At 32.0% G+C, this 25,922-nt stretch carries 22 protein-coding genes and 3 other annotated features; all 22 genes read left to right on the top strand.

Translation table 11 applies throughout. The features are described from left to right. The first annotated feature begins 44 nt into the window (after positions 1 to 44). Complete coding sequence (ytxC, locus tag TCEL_RS07095; protein ID WP_018662591.1) at positions 45 to 953, top strand: putative sporulation protein YtxC; 909 nt, start codon at positions 45 to 47, stop codon at positions 951 to 953. A gap of 34 nt (positions 954 to 987) precedes the next feature. After that, positions 988 to 1,195, top strand: a binding site (T-box leader). A 50-nt stretch (positions 1,196 to 1,245) separates the two neighbouring features. Then, on the top strand, positions 1,246 to 3,159 hold the full coding sequence (gene thrS / locus TCEL_RS07090) for a threonine--tRNA ligase (protein WP_018662589.1): 1,914 nt from the start codon (positions 1,246 to 1,248) through the stop codon (positions 3,157 to 3,159). A 43-nt stretch (positions 3,160 to 3,202) separates the two neighbouring features. Then, positions 3,203 to 3,315 (top strand) — a sequence feature (ribosomal protein L20 leader region). 10 nt (positions 3,316 to 3,325) lie between these two features. Beyond that, positions 3,326 to 3,847 carry a translation initiation factor IF-3 gene (gene infC / locus TCEL_RS07085; RefSeq protein ID WP_018662587.1) on the top strand — a complete coding sequence of 174 codons (522 nt, stop codon included), beginning with the start codon at positions 3,326 to 3,328 and terminating at the stop codon, positions 3,845 to 3,847. Between the two features lie 23 nt (positions 3,848 to 3,870). Further along, positions 3,871 to 4,068 (top strand): 50S ribosomal protein L35, encoded by a 198-nt coding sequence (gene rpmI, locus TCEL_RS07080; RefSeq protein ID WP_018662585.1) that lies wholly within the window; start codon positions 3,871 to 3,873, stop codon positions 4,066 to 4,068. Positions 4,069 to 4,089: 21 nt separating this feature from the next. Further along, entirely contained in the window at positions 4,090 to 4,449 is a 360-nt protein-coding gene (gene rplT, locus TCEL_RS07075; protein ID WP_018662584.1) for a 50S ribosomal protein L20, read from the top strand. A gap of 108 nt (positions 4,450 to 4,557) precedes the next feature. Next, on the top strand, positions 4,558 to 5,919 hold the full coding sequence (locus TCEL_RS07070) for a TrkH family potassium uptake protein (protein ID WP_018662582.1): 1,362 nt from the start codon (positions 4,558 to 4,560) through the stop codon (positions 5,917 to 5,919). A gap of 19 nt (positions 5,920 to 5,938) precedes the next feature. Beyond that, a complete protein-coding gene (locus TCEL_RS07065) occupies positions 5,939 to 6,598 on the top strand; it encodes a potassium channel family protein (RefSeq protein WP_018662580.1) in 660 nt (219 codons plus the stop codon). 5 nt (positions 6,599 to 6,603) lie between these two features. Next, entirely contained in the window at positions 6,604 to 7,365 is a 762-nt protein-coding gene (locus tag TCEL_RS07060; RefSeq protein ID WP_018662578.1) for a TrmH family RNA methyltransferase, read from the top strand. Positions 7,366 to 7,409: 44 nt separating this feature from the next. Further along, positions 7,410 to 7,622: a binding site (T-box leader), on the top strand. Positions 7,623 to 7,673: 51 nt separating this feature from the next. Next, positions 7,674 to 8,693, top strand: a complete 1,020-nt coding sequence (pheS, locus tag TCEL_RS07055) for a phenylalanine--tRNA ligase subunit alpha (protein WP_018662576.1) — start codon at positions 7,674 to 7,676, stop codon at positions 8,691 to 8,693. Positions 8,694 to 8,704: 11 nt separating this feature from the next. Beyond that, positions 8,705 to 11,065, top strand: a complete 2,361-nt coding sequence (gene pheT, locus TCEL_RS07050; protein WP_018662574.1) for a phenylalanine--tRNA ligase subunit beta — start codon at positions 8,705 to 8,707, stop codon at positions 11,063 to 11,065. A 118-nt stretch (positions 11,066 to 11,183) separates the two neighbouring features. Beyond that, positions 11,184 to 11,792: a cell division protein ZapA gene (locus TCEL_RS07045; RefSeq protein WP_018662572.1), complete on the top strand. Its 609-nt coding sequence runs from the start codon at positions 11,184 to 11,186 to the stop codon at positions 11,790 to 11,792. A gap of 83 nt (positions 11,793 to 11,875) precedes the next feature. Continuing rightward, positions 11,876 to 12,763: a hypothetical protein gene (locus TCEL_RS07040; protein WP_040683768.1), complete on the top strand. Its 888-nt coding sequence runs from the start codon at positions 11,876 to 11,878 to the stop codon at positions 12,761 to 12,763. A gap of 81 nt (positions 12,764 to 12,844) precedes the next feature. Further along, complete coding sequence (locus TCEL_RS07035; RefSeq protein WP_018662567.1) at positions 12,845 to 13,285, top strand: hypothetical protein; 441 nt, start codon at positions 12,845 to 12,847, stop codon at positions 13,283 to 13,285. 76 nt (positions 13,286 to 13,361) lie between these two features. Continuing rightward, complete coding sequence (locus tag TCEL_RS07030) at positions 13,362 to 14,105, top strand: hypothetical protein (protein WP_018662565.1); 744 nt, start codon at positions 13,362 to 13,364, stop codon at positions 14,103 to 14,105. A gap of 94 nt (positions 14,106 to 14,199) precedes the next feature. Continuing rightward, complete coding sequence (locus TCEL_RS07025) at positions 14,200 to 16,560, top strand: U32 family peptidase (RefSeq protein ID WP_018662563.1); 2,361 nt, start codon at positions 14,200 to 14,202, stop codon at positions 16,558 to 16,560. 15 nt (positions 16,561 to 16,575) lie between these two features. Further along, positions 16,576 to 18,936, top strand: a complete 2,361-nt coding sequence (locus TCEL_RS07020) for an endonuclease MutS2 (RefSeq protein WP_018662561.1) — start codon at positions 16,576 to 16,578, stop codon at positions 18,934 to 18,936. A gap of 152 nt (positions 18,937 to 19,088) precedes the next feature. After that, positions 19,089 to 19,544: a 2-thiouracil desulfurase family protein gene (locus TCEL_RS07015; RefSeq protein ID WP_018662560.1), complete on the top strand. Its 456-nt coding sequence runs from the start codon at positions 19,089 to 19,091 to the stop codon at positions 19,542 to 19,544. A 133-nt stretch (positions 19,545 to 19,677) separates the two neighbouring features. Then, positions 19,678 to 21,003, top strand: a complete 1,326-nt coding sequence (locus tag TCEL_RS07010; protein WP_018662558.1) for an APC family permease — start codon at positions 19,678 to 19,680, stop codon at positions 21,001 to 21,003. Positions 21,004 to 21,095: 92 nt separating this feature from the next. Then, positions 21,096 to 21,638, top strand: a complete 543-nt coding sequence (locus TCEL_RS07005) for a GNAT family N-acetyltransferase (RefSeq protein ID WP_018662556.1) — start codon at positions 21,096 to 21,098, stop codon at positions 21,636 to 21,638. Then, positions 21,616 to 22,164 (top strand): phosphodiesterase, encoded by a 549-nt coding sequence (gene yfcE, locus TCEL_RS07000; RefSeq protein ID WP_018662554.1) that lies wholly within the window; start codon positions 21,616 to 21,618, stop codon positions 22,162 to 22,164. Before TCEL_RS07005 ends, yfcE begins: the two co-directional genes overlap by 23 nt. A 14-nt stretch (positions 22,165 to 22,178) precedes the next feature. Beyond that, positions 22,179 to 23,195: an alpha-hydroxy-acid oxidizing protein gene (locus tag TCEL_RS06995; RefSeq protein ID WP_018662552.1), complete on the top strand. Its 1,017-nt coding sequence runs from the start codon at positions 22,179 to 22,181 to the stop codon at positions 23,193 to 23,195. A 494-nt stretch (positions 23,196 to 23,689) separates the two neighbouring features. Next, positions 23,690 to 25,915, top strand: coding sequence for a formate C-acetyltransferase (pflB, locus tag TCEL_RS06990; RefSeq protein WP_018662550.1), 2,226 nt, complete (start codon positions 23,690 to 23,692; stop codon positions 25,913 to 25,915). The last annotated feature ends 7 nt before the right edge of the window (positions 25,916 to 25,922 follow it).

The following is a 25,922-nucleotide window of genomic DNA, read 5'->3' as shown; positions in this document are numbered from 1 at the left end:
TGTTTTACTTATGAACATATACTAAACTTGAAGGGAGTGATAATATGATTCTCCTATCTATTGGATTTAGCAAGGATAATAGAGAAATTTATGATAGATTGAGTGAGCTTTGTCTTTATTTCAAGGATAAAGGTGTAAATATAGCACTTTATGAGAATAAAGTTTCTAACATGAATTATATTAAATGTGTCTTGAAGGAAACAGAAAGAGATATAAAAATTTTTGATAGTTTTAGTGAAATGTTTTATGTTTATGTTGCAAACCTCATATATGAATATATTGTAAATCAATATGAGTCAGTTATTATAGAAAAAATATTAAAAAATGACTACGATTTTTTATCCCATGAGGATGCAAAATTAATAAAAGAAAAGTGTGTTATGGCTTTAAATGGAACAGGTATTTTTTCGGCCGATAGTGTATCTTTTGTTATAAATAGAAAAAATACTATATTAAAAATTATTGAAGAATACCTAGATGAAAATAAAGAACTAATAATTGATGGGTTTATAACCTTTAGGCTTAGAAATTTTGAATCGGATTTAAAGTATATTGTTGAAAAAATTACAGAGGAATATATCATAGAAAAAGAATATAGTGAGTTTATAAAGCTTCTTAAGTATTTTGTTGATGTTCAAGAAAGTAGATATGATGTGATTAATGTAGTTATTCAAAGGGATGGTAATTACTTAATTCATGATAATAAATACAACAATATAACATCGGAGTTTTTTGAAGATTTTGGAACAGAAATCAAAATAGATGCAACAATTCATGATATGTTAATCAGTGCACTAATTACCTATGCACCAAAAAATATTATAATACATGGTATTGAAAATTCTACAAGCCAAGAAACAATAGAGACAATCAAAAATATATTTTGTGATAGATTGACAGTTTGTAGCGGATGTGAACTTTGTACATCAACAAATAATATTATATTGACATAAATAATTTAAATAAATATAATTATTAGTAAAATAGGAAAAGGCGATGAAGGGGAAGAGTAAATCATACCCAGTTACCAGAGAGGGAAACCCATTGGCTGGAAGGTTTCCTTAACATGGATGATTGAAAACCACCCCGAAGCTCCTACCTGAAGCTTAGTAAGGCTAGGCGTGAAGCTGCGTTAATGCATTGAGTGGACCGTAAGGTCAATTTGGGTGGAACCGCGAGAACTCTCGTCCCATTTTTTGGATGAGAGTTTTTTTGTTTATAAAAATATCATAAGGAGGGATAAAAATGATTAAAGTTACATTAAAGGATGGAAAGGTTTTAGAGTTTGAAGGTCCAGTGAAGGTTGAAGAGGTAGCCAAAAAGATAGGTATGGGACTTTATAAGGCGGCACTTGCTGCAAAGGTTGATGGTGAAGTGGTTGACTTAATGAAGACAATTGATAGGGATTGTTCAGTGGAAATACTAACTTTTGACGATGAGGATGGAAGATGGGCACTTAGACATACTGCTTCTCATATTTTAGCTCAAGCAGTAAAGAGACTTTATCCAAATGTAAAATTAGCTATCGGACCAGCAATTGATAATGGTTTCTATTATGATTTTGATGCAGATTTTCCTATTTCACCAGATATGCTTTCAGAAATTGAAAAGGAAATGGAAAAAATTATAAAAGAAGATTATGAACTTGAAAGATTTACTCTTTCAAGAGAGGATGCTATTAAGCTAATGAAGGAAAAGAATGAACCATATAAAGTGGAGCTTATTGAAGAACTACCAGAAGGAGAAGAGATATCCTTCTATAAGCAAGGAGAATTTGTAGATCTTTGTGCGGGGCCTCATGTTCCATCAACTGGAAGAGTTAAGGCTATAAAGCTTCTATCAGTAGCTGGAGCATACTGGAGAGGCGATGAAAAGAATAAGATGCTTCAGAGAATATATGGTACAGCCTTTACTAAAAAGAGTGATTTAGACGCATATTTAAATATGCTTGAAGAGGCAAAGAAGAGAGATCATAGAAAACTTGGTAAGGAACTAGAACTATTTGCTATAATGGAAGAAGGACCAGGATTCCCATTCTTCTTACCTAAGGGTATGGTTGTTAGAAATGAACTTGAAAACTTCTGGAGACAAATTCATCAAAAGAATGGATATAAAGAAATAAAAACTCCAATAATATTAAATGAATCATTATGGCATCGTTCAGGACACTGGGATCACTATAAAGAGAATATGTACTTTACAAAGATAGATGAACAAGATTTTGCAGTAAAACCAATGAACTGTCCTGGAGGTATATTAGTTTATAAGAGCCAAATGCACAGCTATAGAGAATTACCACTTAGACTTGGAGAACTTGGACTTGTACATAGACACGAAATATCAGGTGCATTACATGGATTAATGAGGGTTAGATGCTTTACACAGGATGATGCGCATATATTTATGCTTCCAACACAAATAAAAGATGAAGTTTTAGGTGTAATTAGACTAATTGATGAAGTTTACAAACTATTTGGATTTGAGTATCATGTTGAACTTTCAACTAGACCAGAGGATTCAATGGGAAGCGATGAGGATTGGGAAAATGCAACAAATGCATTAATTGATGCATTAAATGCTGCAGGACTTGATTATAAAGTTAATGAAGGTGATGGTGCCTTCTATGGACCAAAGATTGATTTCCACTTAAAGGATTGTTTAGGTAGAACATGGCAATGTGGAACTATTCAGTTAGATTTCCAAATGCCTGAAAGATTTGATCTTCACTACATAGGTGAAGATGGAGAAAAGCACAGACCAGTAATGATACACAGAGTTATATTTGGAAGCATTGAAAGATTTATAGGAATATTAATAGAACATTATGCTGGAGCATTCCCAACTTGGCTTGCACCTGTACAAGTAAAGATACTTCCTGTTACAGACAGAGCAAATGATTATGCAAAGCAGCTTGAAGAGAAATTTAAAGAAAGCGGAATAAGAGTAGAATCAGATTTAAGAAATGAAAAGATTGGATATAAGATAAGGGAAGCACAACTTCAAAAGGTTCCATATATGTTAATACTAGGTGACAAAGAAGTAGAGGCAGGAAATGTATCTGTTCGTTCAAGAAAAGAAGGAGATATGGGTGCAATGGCTGTTGAAGACTTCTTAGCTAAGATTAAGGAAGAAATAGATAAAAAAATTAGTACATTGTAATAAAAATAGTTGACATGTAAAATATAGTATGATATATTATTTAAGTGTTAAGTAGAAGCCATCCGCTTCTCACCTTACGCCAAAGGTAGTAAGGTTATTGCAATAAGTTCTGAATGTTTGCGGATGGAGTCTGTCCATCCGCTTTTGTTTTGTAATCTTTTAGGAGGTGAATGTTATTAATAAAGAACATTTAATCAACGAAGAAATTAGAGCTAAGGAGCTTAGAGTTGTTACTGCTGATGGTGAGCAACTTGGAATAATGCCAACAAAGCAGGCACTAGAGATAGCAGAAGCAAGACAGCTAGATTTAGTATTAATAGCTCCAAAGGCTGAACCACCAGTTGCAAAGATAATGGACTATGGAAAGTTCATTTATGAGCAACAAAAGAAGGAAAAGGAAGCAAAGAAGAAACAGAAACAGATAACAGTAAAAGAAATAAGAATAACTCCAAACATAGAAGAACACGACTTGAATGTTAAGGCAAAAAATGCTGAAAAGTTCTTAAAAGATGGAGACAAGGTAAAGGTTACTGTTAGATTTAGAGGAAGAGAAGCAGATTATGCTCACTTTGGTGAAGAAATATTAAATAGATTTTATGAAAAGCTTAAGGAAGTTGGTCAAATAGAAAAACCAGCTAAGCTTGAAGGTAAAAATATGACTATGGTAATAGCACCAAAGAAAGGTTGAAAATAAGAGAGGAGGAAATAATTATGCCTAAAATGAAAACTCATAAGGGTGCAGCAAAAAGATATAGAAAGACAGGAAATGGAAAGTTCAAGAGAGCACATGCTTTCAGAAGACATATCCTAACTAAGAAGACTTCAAAGAGAAAGAGACAACTAAGAAGAGGAACTTATGTTGCTAAGACAGAATTCAAGATAGTAAGAAAGTTATTACCATACGCATAAGAGGCAAAGGAGGTTTAAAAAATGGCAAGAGTTAAGAGAGCAGTACATTCACATAAAAGACGTAGAAAGATATTAAAACTTGCAAAGGGATACTATGGTGCTAAGAGCAAGAATTACAGAATTGCTAAGCAAGCTGTAATGAGAGCACTAAGCACAGCATATGTTGGTAGAAAGTTAAAGAAGAGAGACTTCAGAAAGCTATGGATAGCAAGAATTAACGCAGCTGCAAGAGCAAATGGACTATCATATTCAAAATTCATAAATGGTCTAAAGCTTGCAGGTATAAACATTAACAGAAAGATGCTTGCTGAAATAGCAGTAAATGATGAAGCTGCATTCACAGAATTAGTAAACATTGCTAAGGAAAAAATAAATGCATAATAGATTTTAAGCTAAAAGGCCTGATTTTCAGGTCTTTTAGCTTTTGTATAAAATATAGTTTTTTTGGTATTATACTTTAGTAGTATAATATTGGAGGTTTAAATAATTATGTTTATTAAAGAAAAAATAGACGGAATTAAATTTTATAAATTTCAACCTGTACAAATATTAGCTCTAGGTTTTGCAGCTGTTATATTAATTGGTTCAATTTTGCTGTCTCTTCCTATTGCATCAAGAGATGGAAACCCAACTGATTATATAGATGCACTATTTACAGCAACATCAGCAGTTTGCGTTACAGGACTTGTAACAGTTGATACAGGTACTCACTACAGCTTGTTTGGACAAATAGTTATAATGCTGCTCATACAAATTGGTGGAATTGGATTTATGACCTTTGCTACATTGATAGCACTTATATTAGGAAAAAAGATTTCACTTCGTGAAAGGTTGATAATGCAAGAGGCTTATAATACATTTAATATACAAGGTGTAGTAAAACTAGCACTTTATGTAATAGGCATTACATTTTCAATTGAACTTTTAGGAGCTGTAGCTCTATCAACACAGTTTATACCTAAGTATGGATTATTAAAGGGGTTATATTTTGGTCTGTTCCACGCAGTATCAGCCTTTTGTAATGCTGGTTTTGACCTAATAGGAAATTTTCAAAGTTTAACTCCGTATGTAGAAAATACTGTTGTAAATTTAACTGTATGTGCTTTAATTATTTTTGGAGGTATTGGTTTTGCTGTATTAACTGAGGTAATAAATTATAGAAAAACAAAAAAATTATCTTTACATGCAAAGGTTGTTTTATCTGCAACAGCCTTTCTGATTATAATTGGAATGATTTTATTTTTAGTGCTAGAGTATAACAATCCAAAAACTTTAGGTCAACTTAGTATGAAGGGAAAACTACTAGCAAGTTTATTTGCATCAGTTACACCAAGAACTGCCGGATTTAACACTATATCTACATCAGATATGACAACAGCAGGAAAGTTTTTAACTATAATATTGATGTTCATTGGAGCATCTCCAGGTTCAACAGGTGGAGGTATAAAGACGTCAACTGCATTTTTACTTTTTATGACAGTAGTTGCAGTCGTTCAAGGTAAGGAAGATACAGAGATATATGAAAAAAGAATAAATAAAAGTTATGTTTATAGAGCACTTGGTATAACTATGATAAGTTTTATAATAGTTATTGCAGTTACTATGGTTTTATCAATAGTCCAAAATGGTGAATTTATTGAATTCCTTTATGAAGCAACATCAGCCTTTGCAACAGTGGGATTGACGTTGGGACTTACAACGAGGTTGACGTTAATTGGTAAAATAATAATAATTATAACTATGTACATAGGTAGAGTAGGTCCACTAACAATAACAATGGCAATAGCACATAAACAGCATACAACAACAAATTTAATTAAATATCCTGAAGATAAGATACTAATAGGATGATTTTAGGAGGTTATTAATAATGAAGTCTAAACAGTTTGTAGTTATAGGGCTTGGAAGGTTTGGTTCAAGTATAGCAAAGACACTGTATTCTTTAGGACATGAAGTTTTAGCCATAGATAAAGATGAAGAAGTTGTACAGGATATATCTGAATATGTAACTCATGCAGTTCAAGCTGATGCAACAGATGAAGCAACATTAAAATCTCTTGGGATAAGAAATTTTGATATTGCGGTTGTTACAATTGGATCTGATGTACAATCTAGTGTTCTTGTAACACTTCTTGTAAAGGAGTTAGGAGTAAAATATGTAATTGCTAAGGCGCAAAATGAACTTCATGCAAAGGTGTTATATAAAATAGGTGCTGATAGAGTAGTATTTCCAGAAAGAGATATGGGAGTAAGGGTGGCTCATAACTTATGTTCATCAAATATACTTGATTACATTGAATTATCCCCAGATTACAGTATCATGGAAGTAACTGCACTAGAAGAATGGGAAAATAAGACATTAAAGGAGCTAAACTTAAGAACTAGATATGGTATAAATATTATGGCAATTAAACGTGATAATGATATTAACATTTCTCCATCTGCAGAGGATGTAATTAAAAAGGGAGATGTACTTGTTGTTATAGGTGGTACTGATGATATAAAAAATATAGAGATGCAAAGGATGTAGTTTGTATGGTACTTAAAAGGGATAGTAGCATAGTAAAAAATGCTATTAAATTAAAGCAGAAAAAATATAGGGAACAAGAGGATAAATTTTTAGTAGAGGGCATTAGGTTTGTTGAAGAAGCAATTTTAGAGGGCCTTGTTGACCACATATTTTATAGTAAGGATATATATAGTGTAAACGGGTACGAAAGAGTTTTGAACAATGATTTACCTAAATTTGAAGTAGATGAGTCTGTAATAAAAGAGCTTACTAATACAACAACTCCACAAAGAGTTGTTGCAGTTGTGAGAAAGCCTAAAATTGAAATAAATGAGGATTTAAGTTTTGTAGTAGTTGTTGATAAGGTTCAGGATCCAGGAAATTTAGGTACTATAATTAGAACATGTGATGCTGCAGGTGTTGATGCAGTTTATATAATAAAGGGTACAGTTGATGTTTATAATGACAAAACTCTTAGGTCGACAATGGGGTCAATATTCCATATTCCAATTTTATATTATGAAACCTTTAAAGATGCAGTAGAGAACCTATATTCTATGGGATTTAATATATATGCATCAGCTTTAGATGGAGAAGATTTATATAAAACAGATCTAAAGGGAAAAACTGCAGTTGTAATAGGTAATGAAGCAAATGGTATGTCACAAGAGGATATAATGCTTTGTAATAAAAAGATTAGGATTCCGATGATAGGTAGAGCAGAATCGCTAAATGCTTCTGTTGCAGCAGCAGTGATTATATATGAAGCCTTAAGACAAAGGTTATAATTAGTATTTACACATAATTTAACCTATGTTATAATAAGCAAAAAATAAAGGCTATGAAGGAGGCAAGTAGGCTAATACCCTGCACAGGGAGGATGGGCCGGAGATTGAGAGCCTGTCTGCAGAAGGGTTAGTTGAAGTTTCCCTCTGGAGCTTTCTGCCTGAAATTAAAGTAGGGCAGAACGGGATGACCGTTATTCAAATGAGTGGGCCTTAGGCCAATTAGGGTGGTACCGCGAAGTTTACCCTTCGTCCCTTATTAGGGATGAAGGGTTTTTTGTTTGGAATATTACATAGAAAGGAGTAGGAAAATGAGAGAAAAGTTACAACAAATACAAGAAGAGGCGCTTATAAAAATTAAAGAGTGCAGTACAAGTCAAATGCTGGATGAAATAAGAGTTAAATATTTAGGTAAAAAGGGAGAATTAACATCTATTTTAAGAGGAATGGGTCAGCTATCACCTGAAGAAAGACCGATTGTGGGTAAAATTGCCAATGAAGTTAGAGAAACTATTGAAAATGCTATCGAACAGGCAAAATATGATATAAAACAGAAGGAAAAGAATATTAGACTTTCAATGGAAACAATAGATGTTACAATGCCAGGCAAGAAAAATAAATTAGGAGGACTACATCCTTTAACTAAGGCGTTAGATGAAATAAAAGAAATATTTATTGGTATGGGATTTTCAATTGCAGAAGGACCAGAAGTAGAATTAGATTATTATAACTTTGAAGCCTTAAATATACCTAAAAATCATCCTGCAAGAGATGAACAGGATACATTTTACATAAATCAAAATGTTGTTTTAAGAACCCAAACATCTCCAGTTCAGATTAGAGTTATGGAAAATAAAAAGCCTCCTATTAGAATAATTGCCCCAGGTAGAGTTTATAGATCTGATACTGCGGATGCAACCCATTCACCAATATTTCATCAAGTAGAGGGGCTTGTAATTGATAAAGGTATAACAATGGCAAGTTTAAAAGGAACTTTAGATGCCTTTGCAAAAAGAATGTTTGGTGAAAAGACAAGAACAAAGTTTAGACCACATCACTTCCCATTTACAGAACCTTCTGCAGAGGTTGATGTTTCATGCTTTGTTTGTGATGGTTTAGGATGTAGAGTATGTAAGGGTTCAGGATGGATTGAAATATTAGGTTGTGGAATGGTTCATCCGGATGTATTAAGGGCAGGTGGAATAGATCCTGAGGTATATAGTGGTTTTGCATTTGGATTAGGACTTGAGAGAATAGTAATGATAAAGTATGGAATTGATGATATTAGACTTTTCTATGAAAATGATGTAAGATTCTTAAAGCAGTTCTAAGGAGGGATAGCATGAAGGTTCCATTTAATTGGCTATTAGAATATGTAGATATAAATAAAGATATTAATGAAGTTGCAGAAAAATTAACACTTACAGGTTCAAAGGTTGAGGAAGTAATAGAAAAAGGGAAGGAAATAGATAGGGTAGTAACAGGAAAAATAATAAAGACTGAAAAACATCCTAATGCAGATAAATTAACCATATGCCAAGTAGATGTGAAGGATGAAGTTTTACAGATAGTAACTGGTGCAGATAACATTAAAGAGGGTGATATTGTACCTGTTGCTTTACATGGTTCAACCCTTCCAGGAGGAGTAAAAATAAAGAAAGGTAAGTTAAGAGGGGCAGAATCAAATGGGATGCTCTGTTCAGAAGCTGAGTTAGGTCTTGCAGATGAAGATTCGGTACATGGAATAATGATTTTAAGTGAGGATACACCAATTGGAGTGGATATTAAAGAAATACTTGGACTAAATGGTGGTGTTATTGATTTTGAAATTACTTCAAATAGAGCAGACTGTTTTTCAATATATGGTATAGCAAGGGAGACAGCAGCGTCCTTTGGATGTGAACTTAAAAAGTTAGATTTAAGTTTTAAGGAGAATAATGAAAATATAAGTGATTACTTAAAGGTGGAAGTTCAAACACCTCTTTGTAGAAGATATATGGCAAAGATGATAAAGAATATAAAAATAGGTCCATCACCAGAGTGGATGCAGGCTAAACTTCAAGAGGCAGGGGTTAGGCCAATAAATAATGTAGTTGATATAACTAATTATGTAATGCTTGAATTAGGTCAACCGCTTCATGCTTTTGATTATAATAACATAGAAGGTAATAAAATAATTGTTAAAATGGCTTCAGATGAAAAGTTTACTACACTAGATGGTGTAGAAAGACAGTTAGATAATTCAATGATTGTAATTTCTGATGCTGAAAAAACTGTTGCAGTTGCAGGTGTAATGGGCGGACAAAATTCAGAAGTAACAGAATCAACAAATACGATAGTATTAGAATCTGCTAATTTTGATGGAGTAACAACAAGACTTTCATCCAAAAAATTAGGATTAAGAACAGAGGCTTCATCAAGATTTGAAAAGGATTTAGATCCAAATCTAGTTGAAATAGCTGTAAATAGAGCGTGTCATTTATTTGAAACTTTAGGTGTTGGAGAAGTTGTAGGTGGGGTAATAGATATTTATAGTAATAAGCTTGAACCTCATTATGTAAGAGTAAGTCCAAAATGGATAAACGATTTCTTAGGAACTAATATTAATGTTGAAGATATGGTTAAAATGTTAAATAGGCTTGAAATGGAAGTAGAAGTAAAAGATGAACTAATCATAAAGGTTCCAACTTTTAGACAGGATGTAAAGATAAAAGAGGATGTAGCAGAGGAGATTGCTAGATTATATGGTTATGATATTATACCAACTCAAAAAATTGTAGGTGAAGCAGTTGAAGCAGAAATTACAAAGGAACAAAAGATGATTGAAACTGTAAAAAGAACAATGGTAGCTTCTTCATTATATGAAGCATTGACATATTCATTCTATAGCCCTAAAGTGTTTGATAAGATAAATATTTCTAAGGATAGTGAACTTAGAAATGCGATAAACATTGCAAATCCTTTAGGTGAAGATTTTAGTATTATGAGGACTACCCTTATCCCTTCAATGCTAGAAGCAATGCAGAGAAATATTCTAAGGGATAACAAAGAAGTTGGGTTGTTTGAAATAGGTAAGGTATATTTAAATATAGGAAAAGACCTTCCTGATGAGAGATATAAGCTTTGTGTTGCTATAGCAGGTGATGTTGATTTTTATAATTTAAAAGGTATAATAGAAAATCTAATAGAGGCTTTATCTGTAGACAAGGCAGAGTTTGAAAGAGAGACAAATAATCCAATTTTCCACCCAGGAAGATGTGCAAAATTACTAGTTAGAAAGAAAAATGCAGGAGTTTTAGGAGAAGTTCATCCTGATGTTTTAGAAAACTATGATTTAGAAACAAGAGTGTATATTGCAGAAATAGATTTACCAACTTTATTTGAGGCAGCAAAACTAGATAAGAAATACAAGCCTCTACCAAAGTACCCAGCAGTTTTAAGAGATATGGCACTTTTAGTGAAAGATGAAGTAGAAGTTAAAAAGATTGAGGATATAATGTTAAAGCAAGGTAAAGGTATAATTGAAGAAATAAGATTATTTGATGTCTATAAGGGTAAGCAAATACCAGAAGGTTTTAAGAGTGTAGCATATTCAATCATATATAGAGCAGAAGATAGAACATTAACAGATGAAGAAATAAATAAAGTTCATAATTCAATAGTAAAAGAACTTGAAGAAAAACTTGATGCAAAACTTAGATAGGTTTTCCTATCTAAGTTTTAATTTTTTTATTGAAAATTAAAAAAGGTATAGTATAATAAAAGAAATTAATGTAAAATATAAGTAGTTAACTCTATTTAAACTTGAAAGGGTGCTTGGTATGGTTAATAAGGTTGTAGTTAAGATAAATGGCGTTGAATATACATTAATGGGTGAAGATACAGAGGATTATTTATTTTCTATTGCTAATTATGTAGATAAAAAAGTCAAGGAGATACTTACAAGTAACCCAAAACATAATACAACTTCTTCTGCGGTGCTAACAGCTTTAACGGTAACAGATGAGATGTTTAAATTAAAAAGGCAAATGGAAAATATAAAAAAGAGTACTGTTATTCCAAATGAAAGGCTTAAAGAGGTAGAAGAAAAATATAAAGCACTTTATGAGGAATACAAGAAATTAGTTGAAGAAAATAGTGTGCTTAAAGAAAGCATGAATGAGATACAACAAAAGGAGAAGGAGAACGTAGAATACTTTAATAAGCTTAAGGAAGAATATGATAATAAGATAAAAGAATATGAAGCTTTACTAAGGGAGAACGCATACTTAAGAGAAAGAAATGAACAGGCAGAAGTAGAACTAAAGGAAACAAAAGAGATGCTAAACAGCATGAAGGAACAACTTTTAGAGAGTCAAATTGAACTAGTTAGACTAAAGAAGGATCTTAAGGATTTCAAAGAACTTCAAACCAAAAAAAGATCAGTATGATAGGGCTTTAGGCCCTTTTTTTGTACATAAAATTAGTTTTATAAAAATATATATAATATATAGCAAGTTGAATGGAATTTTTTATGAATGTAATTACTACAAAAACTATAAAAACCAAATATATTAAAAATCATGTAATTTTAGATAGGGAGATAAAATTTGATTTTGAAACGAAGATAAAAAATATTGTTTCACACAAAGAGTTCATAAATATAAAAAACATATCAAGGAATCCCAAATATATTAATATTGAAATTAATATAGAGTGTACTCTTTTAGTAGATGTTTTAGAAGATAATAATGTAAACAGGTATACTTTAACCTATAGCTTTGATAGTTGTATAAGAGCATTTAGACAGTACTTTGAGCCTAGTGTATCTTTTGAGGATTTTTTAGAGTTAGAATGCAACTTGAAATTTAAAAAAATTAATTTTAATTATGATATAGATTTGAAATATAAAACTATTAAGATTTCAGGGGAGAGTTTAGTTTGTATTAGTTTACTTATGGAGAAAAGTCTTATGCTAAAAGAATTAAATAACATGCAAACATATATGCAGGTTGCTGCAGGATTAGATGACATGGACATAAAAGATGTAATAGTTAATTTAGATAGTATAGTTAAAACATTATCTAGCAGACTAAGTGAAATAGAAGAAGAAAATCATTATCTAAAAAATGAGATAGAAAGATATAAACTAGAATTGAGTACAATAAATTCTGAACTTCAAATGGAAAGAGTTAAAACTTTAAATTTGTCTGCAGAGTGTACAAGGCTAGTAGAAAGGATTAAGGATTTAGAAGAAAAATTAGATAAAGAGAAAAAAAAGAATTCATTACTAGAAATAGAAAATGCAAGAGCGCAAGACGAGATAAAACGTTTAAAAAAAGAAAAAAACGAAATGTCAAGTGAATTGCAAAAGGAAAAAATAGCTCTTAGGAAAAGAATTGTTGATTATTTTAAAAAATAGGGTAATTACCCTATTTTTTTTGTGACCTAAATTAATTTAATAGCATATTATATAATAAACCATGCTTTGGAGGATGAAATTTTGGCACGTAAGGATCCAAATCAGGTGCAATATGAGTTTAATACAGGTTGGCAGAAGGTAATTAAATCGCAAAGTGAAAGTATATTTGACAATATTAATACAAAAATACAGAGGTTAAATTTTGAAATGGATGAACTTAAAAAGCAAGTAGATTTGTTAAAAAAGGCAAGTGAGGAGAGTCTAAAAAGAGACCAAGAAGATAAAAATGCTGAGGTTATAAATAATCTAATAAATAATGTTAATGAATTAGGCGAGGTTGTTGATATATTTAAAAAGAACATAGAATTTATGTTAGGGGAAATCAACAAAAATTTAGAAGAACAGAAAAAATATTTTGAATCACAGATATTGCTTTTAAATGAAACCATTAAACTTGTTTTAGAGAAGGTTAATACTCTAGAAAAAAAAGGATCAAATTTTCCAAGATTTTTTGGTAGATAAATCACACAGTTAAGCTTGATTGCATAGTATAAATTAGAATTTGAATTTATGAAATTAATTAGGGAGGGAAAATATAATGACAGACCTCTTAAGAAATGGAACACCACAACAACTTGACATTTATGTAAAGAGGATACTAGCAAAATATGCAAATGAAGAACAAATACTTTTTGAAGCAGATGAAGGAGAAAAACTTCCACTTCATTTTTGCGTTGATAAGAAATTAGTTGGACAAAATGCTTATGGAGTAAAATGCATTAATGAAGTGAAAATAACAGATTGGGAAGCTACACAAGAAATAATTTGTAATCACAAAGCAAGGCTTACTATAACATTCAAGGTTGTACTTTGGGTTAAGTATGAAGATAACAGTTTTGGTATAGTTGTTCTCCCAGATGATGTTTACAAAGAAGATCCAACAGCTTGTTTCATAACTAATATGAATGAACCACAGGTTATTGGTGTAGGTGAAACATTAGAAGTTATTGATCAAGACACAAATCCAAAATTTAAGTGGGTTAAGGATGTACCATTAACTGCATTTGATGCAGAAATTCCAAAAGAATGCTTTGATGATCCAACACTTCAGTCACATCTTTTAATTAAAGCCGTAAGATCAGATTATGATATATTAAATGACTGTAAATTAACACAACATCCTGTAGGTCATAATATAGAAGGAGAACCACCATATATTGAAAACGGACCACACGCTAGTCAAGGAGCAACAGAAATATTACTCAGCATATTTGTAGATGTTCTTGATAAATTAGGAGTAGACCAAGATATCTTAATTGAAGGTATACCTCTTGATTGTTAATTAAGGCTGCTTATGCAGCCTTTTTTATTATAATTGTAAAATAGAATAAATAGTGTATAATAAAGTTGTTATAAAACTAAAGGGAGAGATTAATATGCTAGAGCTTTTAGCACCAGCAGGTGACATGGAGAGTTTAAAGGCGGCTGTTTTAAATGGAGCAGATGCTGTATATTTAGGTGGTAAGGAGTTTTCTGCAAGACAGAGTGCAGCCAATTTTGATAGAGATGAGCTAATACAAGCTGTTAGATTTTGCCATGCCTATAATGTAAAGGTTTATGTTACTTTAAATACACTTCTTAAGAATAGTGAAATTAAACAAGCTTTAGAATATGCAGCATTTTTGTATTCAATAGGTGTAGATGCTATAATAATTCAGGATTTAGGCTTTTTAAAGCTTTTAAGAGAGTACTTGCCTGATTTTGAGGTTCATGCAAGCACACAGATGACGGCCCACAATCTTGATGCAGTAGAGATGCTATATGATTTAGGAGTAAAAAGAGTTGTTTTAGCGAGGGAACTATCACTTAAAGAAATAGAATATATATCAAAAAATACACGAGCTGAACTTGAAATGTTTGTTCATGGAGCACTTTGTATTAGTTTTTCTGGACAGTGTCTTATGAGTAGTATAATTGGAGGAAGAAGTGGAAACAGAGGAAGATGTGCACAGCCTTGTAGATTAGAATATAGGCTCCATGATAAAAAGGCATATCATTTAAGTCCTAAAGATTTATCTACATTAGAATTTATTGATAAAATAAAGGATCTAGGTGTATATTCTTTAAAAATAGAAGGAAGAATGAAAAGGCCTGAGTATGTTGCAACAGTTGTTTCTGCATATAGAGCTGCAATAGATGGAAAGCTTACTAAATCCCATATTGAGGATGTAACTCAAATATTCAATAGAGGTGGTTTCACATCTGCCTTTATGTTTAAAAGGCAGGGTAGTGAAATGATGAGTTACAAAAAACCTAGAAATTGGGGAACATATCTTGGACGAGTTGTTAATGTTAAGGGAGATTTTATAAGAGTAAAGCTTGAGGCTGAGCTTAATGAAGGAGATGGGGTTGAGGTTTTTGACAAGGGTATAGGTGTTGTTGTTGCTAATATGAAAAAGAAGGGAAGTATCATAAAGAAGGCTTCATCTGGGGATGAAGTGGAATTTTATTTAAAGGGTGCAAAGACAGGAGATATATTATACAAAACATCTGATATTGAGCTTATAAACAGAGCAAAGGAAAGTTTTGAAGGAAAAGAAATAAAACGAATACCAATAGACGCTTATATAAAGGTTAGAAAAAATGAGGATATTGTTTTAAAAATAAGGGATATATATGGAGATGAAGTTTCAATACTATCAAATCCACCGGAAATTGCCATTAGCAAACCAATTACAATAGAAAAATTAAAGGAGAGCCTATCAAAAACTAAGGATACGCCATATATATTAACAAATCTAACAGCAGAACTAGATGATGATGTAATAGTACCAGTTTCAAAAATAAATAGTCTAAGGAGAGAGGCAATAGAAAAGCTATTAGAAAAGAAACAAGGCAAAAGAGAAGAAGTGAAGGTTAATTTTATTTCAGAAACTATGCAAAAGAGAAATTTAAAGAAATTAGTATTAGTAACAGGAAGACAAGATATAGTAGAGGCAGTGCATGAATATTTTGATGAGGTGTATTTTGGAGGAGACAAGTTAAGAATAAATAATGGAAATATCAAAGATTTAATTAATAAGGGTATAAAAGCAAATCCTTGGATTCCTGAAATTGTATTAGAAGAACAGGATGAGATAAAAAATCAGCTAGATGATCTTAAAAATATTGGTATAAATTCTGTGCTTTGTGGCAATATGGGTATCTATAGATACTTAAAATCTAAGCAGTTTGAAATTTTATTAGATAGAGGATTTAATATATTTAATTCAGAATCAACTAAGGCTATAGATAATAAAGGGAGTCTAATTTCATTAGAGCTAAATTTAAAAGAAATGAAGGATTTAGTGGAGCATACGCATAAGGAAACAATGGCTTTTGTTTATGGAAGAATAAAAATGATGGTGTCAAGACAATGTTTTATTGGAAGTTCCAAGGGGCAAGGAAGGGAAAACTGTGCTCTTATATGCAAAAATAAAATACACTATTTAAAGGATAGGATGAATGAAGAATTTTTAGTTGTGCCTGATATGTACTGTAGAAACCACATATATAATTCAAAAGTTTTGTGTATGCTTGAAGATTTGAGGGATGTATGTGAAACAGGTGTTGATAACCTAATAGTATATTTCTTGGATGAGTCAATAGATGATGCAGTTAACATATCAAAAGCATTTAGAGAAGCTGTAGATATGCTGAATAATAAAGAATATAAATTAACAAAAAATATAGATTATGTTTTAAAAATGCTTAATGATAAAATAACAAAAGGACATTACTATAGAGGTGTTTTATAAGGAAGGATGGGTTTTATGAATGAAAAAACGTTAAAGATACTTGAATACAATAAAATTATAGATATGTTAGAGCAAAGAGCCTTTACTGAAATTGCAAAAAAGATGATAAAGGAACTTAAGCCTTCAACTAACATTCATGAGATTAGAGAAAGATTAGAGGAAACCAAAGAAGGATTTGAAGCAGTTTTAAGATGGGGTAACTTACCAATAAACATTTCTTATGATTTAACAGATACATTAAAAAGGGCTAAAATGGGATTTACGCTTCAACCAATAGAGCTTTTAAGGGTAAATTCACTTTTGAAATGCACAAGACAACTTAAGGAGTTTATGAATGATGGTAATAAACAGGAAATATGCCCTATAATATATGAGGTGGTTGACTCTTTAGTTGTTATAAAGGGACTTGAAAATGAAATAGAGACAAAAATTTTAAGTGAAAATGAGATATCAGATAGAGCAAGTGAAAAGCTTTTTAGTATAAGAAGATCGATAAGAGATAAAAATGCTAAAGTAAAAGAAAAATTACAATCTATGCTTCAGACATATTCTAAATACCTACAGGATCCTATAATTACCTTAAGAGGAGATAGATACGTTCTTCCTGTTAAGGCTGAATTTAAAGGAAGTGTTCCAGGACTTGTACACGATCAGTCAGCAAGTGGATCAACACTTTTTATTGAACCTATGGCAGTTGTTGAATTAAATAATGAAATTAAAGAATTATTGCTTAAGGAAAAACAAGAAATAGAGAGAATATTATATGAATTAAGCCAAAAGGTTGCTATGAATTCTGACTACTTAGAGCACAATAATTTTAATATAGGTTATTTAGATTTCATATTATCAAAGGGAAGGTTTGGACTTGATTTAGATGCGACAATACCAGAAATAAATACAAATGGTTATATAAATCTTAAAAGAGCAAGACATCCACTTATTGATAAAGAAAAGGTTGTACCTATAGATATAAGATTAGGTGAAGCGTACAAAGCATTAGTAATTACAGGACCAAATACAGGTGGAAAGACAGTTACTTTAAAAACAACAGGGCTTCTGACACTAATGGCAATGACAGGGCTTGCAATACCAGTTGCTTCTGGCTCACAGGTTTCAGTATTTAAAAAGGTTTTTGCTGATATCGGAGATGAACAGAGTATAGAGCAGAGTTTATCTACATTTTCATCTCACATGACAAATATAGTAAATATACTTAAGGAAGTAGATGATTCATCTTTAGTTTTAGTAGATGAACTTGGTGCAGGTACAGATCCAACTGAGGGTGCTGCCCTTGCTATGTCTATACTTGAGTATGTTTATGAAAAGGGATCTAAAATAGTAGCAACAACCCATTATAGTGAGCTAAAGGTATTTGCTATGGAAAAGGAAGGCTTTGAAAATGCAAGTGTTGAATTTGACGTAGAAACACTAAGGCCAACTTATAGGTTATTAATAGGTATACCAGGTAAGTCAAATGCATTTGAAATATCAAAAAGACTTGGTCTTGATAATTCTATTATTGAAAATGCTAAAAAGAAGATATCAAAGGATGCTGCTAGGTTTGAGGATGTAATACAGGCACTTCAAAATAAAACTATTTTATTAGAAAAGGAAATAGAAGAGGTAGAGGCTATAAAGAGAGAATCCTTAGAGATAAAGAAGGAGTTATCTGATAAAAAATTTAAGCTTGATAATCAGAGGGAAAAGTTAATAAGAAAGGCTCAAGAAGAGGCAAGAAGAATACTTCAACAGGCAAAATTTGAAGCAGATGCAATTGTGAAGGAACTTACAGAACTAAAGAAAAATAGTGAAATTATATCATTAAAGCAAGCAGAAGAGGCAAGAAGAAAATTAAAAGAAAAAATCGATGAAGTAAATAAAAATGTGCAGGAAGATCAAGTGGATGAGTTTGAACAATTAGAGGATGTAAATGTTGGAGAAGAGGTATTTGTAACAACAGTTTCACAAAAGGGAGTAGTACTTTCAAAACCAGATTCAAAGGGTGAGGTTCAAGTACAGATTGGTATTATAAAGATGAATGTTCCTTTGAATAAATTGAAAAAAGTTGAAGTAAATAAAAAGGAAGTTAAAAAATCTGGTGTTACCAATATAATAAAGCAAAAGGCTCAGAATATATCTTCAGAAATTGATTTAAGAGGTCAAACAGTAGATGAAGCTTTATATAATTTAGATAAGTATCTTGACGATGCATATATTGCAGGACTTAATTCAGTAAGGATTATACATGGAAAAGGTACAGGAGCTTTAAGAGAAGGTATAAGGCAAGCATTGAAAAAGCACCACCACGTTAAATCTATGAGAATGGGCGATATAAATGAAGGTGGAAGTGGTGTAACAGTAGTTGAACTAAAGTAGGTTTAAAGGCCATTGAACGATTAGTTCATGGCCTATTAAATTTTTAAATTTGTCTTAAATATAATTAAGAAAAATTTATATTAAGTTTTTGTCTAAAATATTGAAAAATGTCGAAATATAATATAAATTTTTAATGTCTAAGGAGTGGTCTTATGATTTTAATCAGTGCTTGTTTACTAGGACTATGTTGCAAATATAATGGGGGTGATAATAAGAATATTAAGGTTTTAGAATTTATCAAAAAATATCCAGCTATTCCTGTATGTCCAGAACAATTAGGGGGACTACCAACACCAAGAAAACCAGCCGAAATAAAAGCGGAAAATTCAAAAGATGTATTAGACGGTAATGGAAAGGTTATAAATATTGAAGGCCAAGATGTTACAGACTGCTTTGTTAAAGGCGCATATGAAACTTTAAAACTTGCAAAAATTTATGATGTGAAAATTGCAATTTTAAAGTCAAAAAGTCCTTCCTGTGGGTGTGGTTTTATATATGATGGAACTTTTAGGGGTAGGCTAAAGGAAGGCAACGGAATTACAGCAGAGCTTTTAATTCAAAATGGGATAAAGGTTTATAGCGAAGACGATTTAGACAAAATATTTTAATAGAAAATTTAGAAAATTGATTATTAAAATTTTTTTATGGAAAATATGTTGAAATAAAATATTCTTTTTAGTAAAATAAAGAAAGTCGAATAATGAAAAAATAAATCGAAATTTGGAAGGAAGGAAGGGTAGAATGCAAGCGCTAAAAGAACAAAAGATTGAAGTACAACAACCAAAGAAAAGCTTAGGACTTATTGAAGCTATAGCAGTAGTTATAGGTGTTGTTATTGGTTCAGGTATCTTCTTTAAACCATCTAAGGTATTTGCAAGTGCTGGAGCTCCAGGGCTTGGAATACTAGCTTGGATAGTAGGTGGAATTATAACTATGGCAGCAGGTCTTACTGTTGCAGAAATAGCAGCAGCTATTCCAAAGACAGGAGGACTATTTGCATATCTTAAGGAATTATATGGAGAAAAATGGGCTTTCTTATTAGGATGGGTACAAACTCTTGTATATATACCAGGTTCAATGGCTGCACTTGGTATAGTACTTGCAACTCAAGCAACTGCATTTGTTAGTTTAACTGAGATGCAACAAAAACTACTTGCAGTTGGAGTAATAGCATTCTTAATGCTTATAAATATGATTTCTACAAAGTTTGGTGGAAAGCTTCAATCAGTGGCAACTGTTGCAAAGTTGTTACCAATATTTGTTTTAATAATATTTGGTTTAATTAAGGGACAAGCACATGACTTTACTCCAATGGTTACAGATGCTAGTACAACTGCTGGATTTGGTGCAGCTATACTAGGTACACTATGGGCTTATGATGGTTGGATTAATGTAGGTAATATTGCAGGTGAAATTGAGAACCCAGGTAAGAATCTGCCAAGAGCAATAATAGGTGGACTAGTACTAGTAATGATTGCATACGTTACTATAAATATTGCTGTTATAAATGTATTACCAGTAGATCAAATAATTTCATCAAAGAAGGCAGCATCAGATGTTGCAGTAGCACTTTTTGGTAAAGGTGGAGCTGCATTTGTTTCAGCAGGTATATTAATATCAATATTTGGTGCTCTAAATGGATATGTTCTAACTGGTACAAGAGTTCCATATGCAATGGCAAAGGAAAAGTTATTACCTTACCATGAAATATTAGGAAAAGAAAGTGAAAAGTATGGAACTCCAGTTAATGCAATGATATTAACATTTGTTATGACTATAATATACGTTGCAACAGGTTCATTTGATATACTTACTGACCTTGTTGTATTCGTTCTATGGATATTCTTTACAATGGCTGTGGCAGGTGTGTTTGTTTTAAGAAAGAAGTTCCCACATCTACACAGACCATATGAGGTACCACTATTCCCAATAGTACCATTAGTAGGAATTGCAGGTGGAATATTTATACTAATAAATACACTACTAACAAATACAACATATGCACTATATGGTGTTGTGGTAACACTAGTGGGACTACCTGTATATAAATATCTAAGAAAGAACTAATTAGGCAAAAAAGACTGCCATTTAGGAAAAACCTAAGGCAGTCTTTTTTGTTTTATGGTATAATTATGCTAAAAAGGTTTGGAGGTGACAAAGTGTTAAAGGGTGAAAAAGTTTTTTTAAGGGCGGTTGAGTTAGAAGATTCTAGAATAATTTCAGCGTGGTTAAATGATAGAGAGACTAATATTAATCTTGATATAATATATCCTTTGTCAAAACGTTATGCAGATTCATATGTTTTATCTGCTGAAGAGGAAAATAACAAAAGGATTTTTATAATAGATAATCATGATAGAAAGCCTATTGGGTTGTTTATAATAGATAAAATAAAATGGGAATATAGAAATTGTGAAATTGGCATAGTAATTTATGATAAAAACTCTAGGGGTAAGGGACTAGGTGAAGATGCATTAAGAACAGGTTTGGATTTTATATTTAATGAAATGAATATGAATTTAGTTTATCTTCATGTGTTAAGCGATAATAAGGCAGCTTTAAATCTATATAGAAAGCTTGGATTTGAATTTGAAGGTGAACTTAGAGAAAGAATATATAAGAATGGTAGATATCATAATTTAATTGTTATGAGTAAAAAAAGAGAAGGAGGAGATAATGATGAAAATTGGATTGATAAGTGACATTCATGGGTATCCGCATAGATTTAAAAGAGCAATAGAACTGTTAAAGGATGCAGATGTTATTCTTTGTGCTGGAGATGTATTATATCATGGACCAAGAAATCCAATATTAGATGGGTATAATCCTCAAGGCTTGATAGAAGAACTAAAAAAGATAGATAAGCCAGTTATAATTGCAAGAGGAAATTGTGATGCTGAAGTTGACTTGATGGTTCTTGAATATCCAGTATTTACACCTGTTGTCTTATTTGAAAAAGATGGGGTAAGGTTTATGGTAAATCATGGCCATGAATATAGTGATGAACAAATAAAATTAATTATAGACAAATTTAATATTGACGTAATGGTTTTAGGCCATACTCATGTAAGAAGGTTTGAAAGATACAAAAATTCAGTAATAGTTAATCCAGGTAGCATATCTGTTCCAAAAGGAGATGAAATTCCTTCGCTAGCATATTTTGAAGATGGTTACATAGTATTTGTTAATATTGATAATGGTGAAGTAATTGAAAAAAATAAAATATAAATGGGGGATGAGGTATGGATTACAAGGAAATTTTAAAAAAGGCAAAGGAAAATTTAAATGGAAGTTGTAGAGTATGTCCTGTTTGTAATGGGAAAGCATGTGCAGGAGAAGTTCCAGGAATGGGAGGTACAGGTACAGGAAGTGCTTTTTTAGCTAATTATGATGCACTTGATAGAGTAAAGGTAAACATGAGGGTTATTCACGATGCAAAGGATCCTGATACTTCTATTGAATTATTTGGAAAAAAGCTAAGAATACCTGTAATGGCAGCGCCTGTTTCAGGGACAATATTAAATATGGGAGGAAAGTTTACTGAAAGAGAGTATATTTCCTGGGTAATAAATGGATGTTTAGATGCAGGGATATATCCTATAGTTGGAGATACTGCTATTGACACCTTCCTTCCTACTAATTTAGAAGAGCTTAAAAAGGTTGGAGGTCAAGGTATTGCAATAATAAAGCCTTGGGAAAATAAGAATATTATACAAAAGATAAAGATGGCTGAAGAGGCTGGAGTTTTTGCAGTAGGTGTTGATATAGATGCAGCAGGGCTTATTACATTAGCATTATATGGAAAACCAGTAGGACCAAAGACAGTAGAAGAGATAAAGGAACTAGTACAATCAACAAAGCTTCCATTTATTCTAAAGGGAGTTATGACTGTTGATGATGCTATGCTTGCTGTAGAAACTGGTGCAAGTGCTATAGTAGTATCAAATCATGGAGGAAGAGTATTAGACCATACACCAGGTGTTGCAGAGGTTTTACCAGAGATTGCAAAGGCAGTAAAAGGTAAGATAACTATTCTTGCGGATGGAGGAGTTAGAACAGGTGTTGATGTATTGAAGATGATAGCACTTGGTGCAGATGCTGTATTGATAGGAAGACCATTTGTAACAGCTTCCTTTGGAGGAGGAGCAGAAGGAGTAAAGGCATACATAGACAAGATAGCTAATGAGCTAAAGTCTGCTATGATCTTAACAGGATGTAAGAGTATTAAGGACATTGATGAGAGGGTTATAAGATATTAATTCAATATAATATTTGTCAAATATAATAAAGTTATATTTTAAAGAAATAATTATAAAGGTCCCGTGAAGGAATATTTTAAGTGTCTTTTGGTTAGCTTAGCAACTGTAAGTTTTTTAATTTTTAAAAGGCCCGAATATAGGAAAATGTTCTGGTTTATTTGTTGAGAGGAAAATTTAAGTGTAGGACCTTTTAAATAAGAAAAAGGATAGGAGCTAAGCTAATTTAAAAGATGCTTTAAATACTTCATGGGACTTTTGTATTTATAAAAAATATACACAACAAAGATAAAACTAGTTAAACAATAATAATTATTGTCAGAAACTTAACAAGATTATATATATTTTAACATTATAACAGGTGTATATGTGTAATATAACAGGTTAAAAAATAGTGGAGAAAATATTGAAAAATAAGCAAAAAAGGTATTGATACAGATACAAAAAAGTTATATAATAGACTCAAGAAAGATGCTCTACATAAGGAGGTAATTTGTATGAGATTTAACGAATGGCACGGTTTTGTTGAAGGTCGTTGGACTGAAGATATAGATGTAAGGGATTTTATACAAAAGAACTATACACCATATGAAGGTGATGCATCCTTCTTAGCTGGACCTACAGAAAGAACTATAAAGCTTTGGGAACAAGCTAAGAAGCTTATATTAGAGGAAATTAAAAAAGGAATTATTGATTTAGATACAGATACAGTTTCAGGAATAACAGCATACAAACCTGGATATCTAGATAAAGAAAACGAAGTGATTGTTGGTTTCCAAACAGATGCTCCACTTAAGAGAATTGTAAATCCATGGGGCGGTATTAGAATGGCAACTCAAGCTGCTGAAGCCTATGGATATAAGGTAAATGAAAACATAGTTGAAGTATTTACAAAATATAGAAAGACCCACAATCAAGGTGTGTTTGATGCATACACTGATGAAATGAAGCTTGCAAGAAAATCAGGAGTTATAACAGGTCTTCCAGATGCTTATGGTAGAGGAAGAATAATTGGTGACTATAGAAGACTTGCATTATATGGTGCAGATTTTCTAATAGAAAAGAAGCAAGAAGATAGAAATAAACTTGTAGGTGCGATGACAGAAGAAACAATAAGATTAAGAGAAGAATTAACAGAACAAATAAGAGCACTACAAGAGCTTAAGGAAATGGCTGCATCATATGGATATGATGTTTCAAGACCAGCAAAGGATGCAAAAGAAGCTGTACAATGGGTATATTTTGCATACCTTGCAGCAATTAAGCAACAAAATGGTGCTGCTATGTCACTAGGTAGAGTAAGTACATTCCTTGATATATACATTGAAAGAGATTTAAGAAATGGAGTAATAACTGAAGAAGAAGCTCAAGAGCTTATAGATCAATTTGTTATGAAGCTTAGACTAGCAAGACACTTAAGAACACCAGAATACAATGAACTATTTGCTGGAGACCCAACTTGGATAACAGAAGCAATTGGTGGTATGGGTGTTGATGGAAGAACACTTGTAACTAAAAATAGCTTTAGATTCCTTCATACTCTAGTAAACCTTGGACCAGCACCAGAACCAAATATGACAGTTCTATGGTCAACTAAGCTTCCAGAAAACTTTAAGAAGTTCTGTGCTGAAATGTCAATTAAGACTGACTCAATCCAATATGAAAATGACGATGTTATGAGACCAATTTTTGGTGATGACTACGCTATAGCTTGCTGTGTATCTGCTATGAAGGTTGGTAAGCAAATGCAGTTCTTTGGTGCAAGAGCAAACCTTGCTAAAGCACTGCTTTATGCAATAAATGGTGGTGTTGATGAAAAGCTAGGAATACAAGTTGGACCAAAAATGGATATTCCACAAGGTGAATATTTAGATTATAATGATGTAATGAAGAGATTTGAAAAGGTAATGGAATGGCTTGCAGGATTATATGTAAACACAATGAATGTAATTCACTACATGCATGATAAATATGCATATGAATCACTACAAATGGCTCTACATGACACACAAGTAGAGAGATTAATGGCATTTGGTATAGCAGGACTTTCAGTTGCTGTTGACTCATTAAGTGCTATCAAGTATGCTAAAGTTAAGCCAATAAGAGTTGATGGAATAGCAGTTGATTTTGAAATAGAAGGGGAATTCCCAAAATACGGTAATGACGATGATAGAGTTGACCAAATTGCAGTAGAATTAACAGAAAAGTTTATAAACGAACTAAGAAAACATGCAACATATAGAAATGCAGTTCATACACTATCAGTACTAACTATTACATCAAATGTTGTTTATGGTAAGAAGACTGGTTCAACACCAGATGGAAGAAAGAAGGGTGAACCATTTGCACCAGGTGCAAACCCAATGCATGGTAGAGATATACAAGGAGCTCTAGCATCATTAAATTCAGTTGCTAAGATACCATATACAAATTGTATGGATGGTGTATCAAATACATTCTCAATACTTCCAGATGCACTAGGAAAGAATATGGAAGAAAGAGTTAATAATCTTGTTGCTATAATGGATGGATACTTTGCACAAAATGCACACCACCTAAATGTAAACGTACTAAACAGAGAAACATTAATGGATGCTATGGAACATCCAGAAAAGTATCCAACACTTACAATAAGAGTTTCAGGATATGCAGTAAACTTCACAAGACTAACAAGAGAACAACAGCTAGATGTTATTAAGAGAACATTCCACGAAAGAATATAAAGGAGAG

This window comes from Thermobrachium celere DSM 8682 (assembly GCF_000430995.1).
In the GTDB taxonomy this organism is placed as follows: Bacteria; Bacillota; Clostridia; order Clostridiales; family Caloramatoraceae; genus Thermobrachium; species Thermobrachium celere.
Note: the sequence above shows the minus strand (reverse complement) of the source record. Positions and strands in the feature narration are given on the sequence as shown.

Excerpts from the sequence above, each read along its gene's own strand:
- TCEL_RS07010 (WP_018662558.1), top strand. The coding sequence starts at position 19,678 with ATGCAAGCGCTAAAAGAACAAAAGATTGAAGTACAACAACCAAAGAAA.
- TCEL_RS07065 (WP_018662580.1), top strand. The coding sequence starts at position 5,939 with ATGAAGTCTAAACAGTTTGTAGTTATAGGGCTTGGAAGGTTTGGTTCA.
- TCEL_RS07040 (WP_040683768.1), top strand. The coding sequence starts at position 11,876 with ATGAATGTAATTACTACAAAAACTATAAAAACCAAATATATTAAAAAT.
- TCEL_RS07045 (WP_018662572.1), top strand. The coding sequence starts at position 11,184 with ATGGTTAATAAGGTTGTAGTTAAGATAAATGGCGTTGAATATACATTA.
- TCEL_RS07070 (WP_018662582.1), top strand. The coding sequence starts at position 4,558 with ATGTTTATTAAAGAAAAAATAGACGGAATTAAATTTTATAAATTTCAA.
- ytxC (WP_018662591.1), top strand. The coding sequence starts at position 45 with ATGATTCTCCTATCTATTGGATTTAGCAAGGATAATAGAGAAATTTAT.
- TCEL_RS07060 (WP_018662578.1), top strand. The coding sequence starts at position 6,604 with ATGGTACTTAAAAGGGATAGTAGCATAGTAAAAAATGCTATTAAATTA.
- TCEL_RS07020 (WP_018662561.1), top strand. The coding sequence starts at position 16,576 with ATGAATGAAAAAACGTTAAAGATACTTGAATACAATAAAATTATAGAT.
- pheS (WP_018662576.1), top strand. The coding sequence starts at position 7,674 with ATGAGAGAAAAGTTACAACAAATACAAGAAGAGGCGCTTATAAAAATT.
- TCEL_RS07015 (WP_018662560.1), top strand. The coding sequence starts at position 19,089 with ATGATTTTAATCAGTGCTTGTTTACTAGGACTATGTTGCAAATATAAT.
- rplT (WP_018662584.1), top strand. The coding sequence starts at position 4,090 with ATGGCAAGAGTTAAGAGAGCAGTACATTCACATAAAAGACGTAGAAAG.
- pflB (WP_018662550.1), top strand. The coding sequence starts at position 23,690 with ATGAGATTTAACGAATGGCACGGTTTTGTTGAAGGTCGTTGGACTGAA.
- pheT (WP_018662574.1), top strand. The coding sequence starts at position 8,705 with ATGAAGGTTCCATTTAATTGGCTATTAGAATATGTAGATATAAATAAA.
- rpmI (WP_018662585.1), top strand. The coding sequence starts at position 3,871 with ATGCCTAAAATGAAAACTCATAAGGGTGCAGCAAAAAGATATAGAAAG.
- TCEL_RS07025 (WP_018662563.1), top strand. The coding sequence starts at position 14,200 with ATGCTAGAGCTTTTAGCACCAGCAGGTGACATGGAGAGTTTAAAGGCG.
- TCEL_RS07030 (WP_018662565.1), top strand. The coding sequence starts at position 13,362 with ATGACAGACCTCTTAAGAAATGGAACACCACAACAACTTGACATTTAT.
- thrS (WP_018662589.1), top strand. The coding sequence starts at position 1,246 with ATGATTAAAGTTACATTAAAGGATGGAAAGGTTTTAGAGTTTGAAGGT.
- yfcE (WP_018662554.1), top strand. The coding sequence starts at position 21,616 with ATGAAAATTGGATTGATAAGTGACATTCATGGGTATCCGCATAGATTT.
- TCEL_RS06995 (WP_018662552.1), top strand. The coding sequence starts at position 22,179 with ATGGATTACAAGGAAATTTTAAAAAAGGCAAAGGAAAATTTAAATGGA.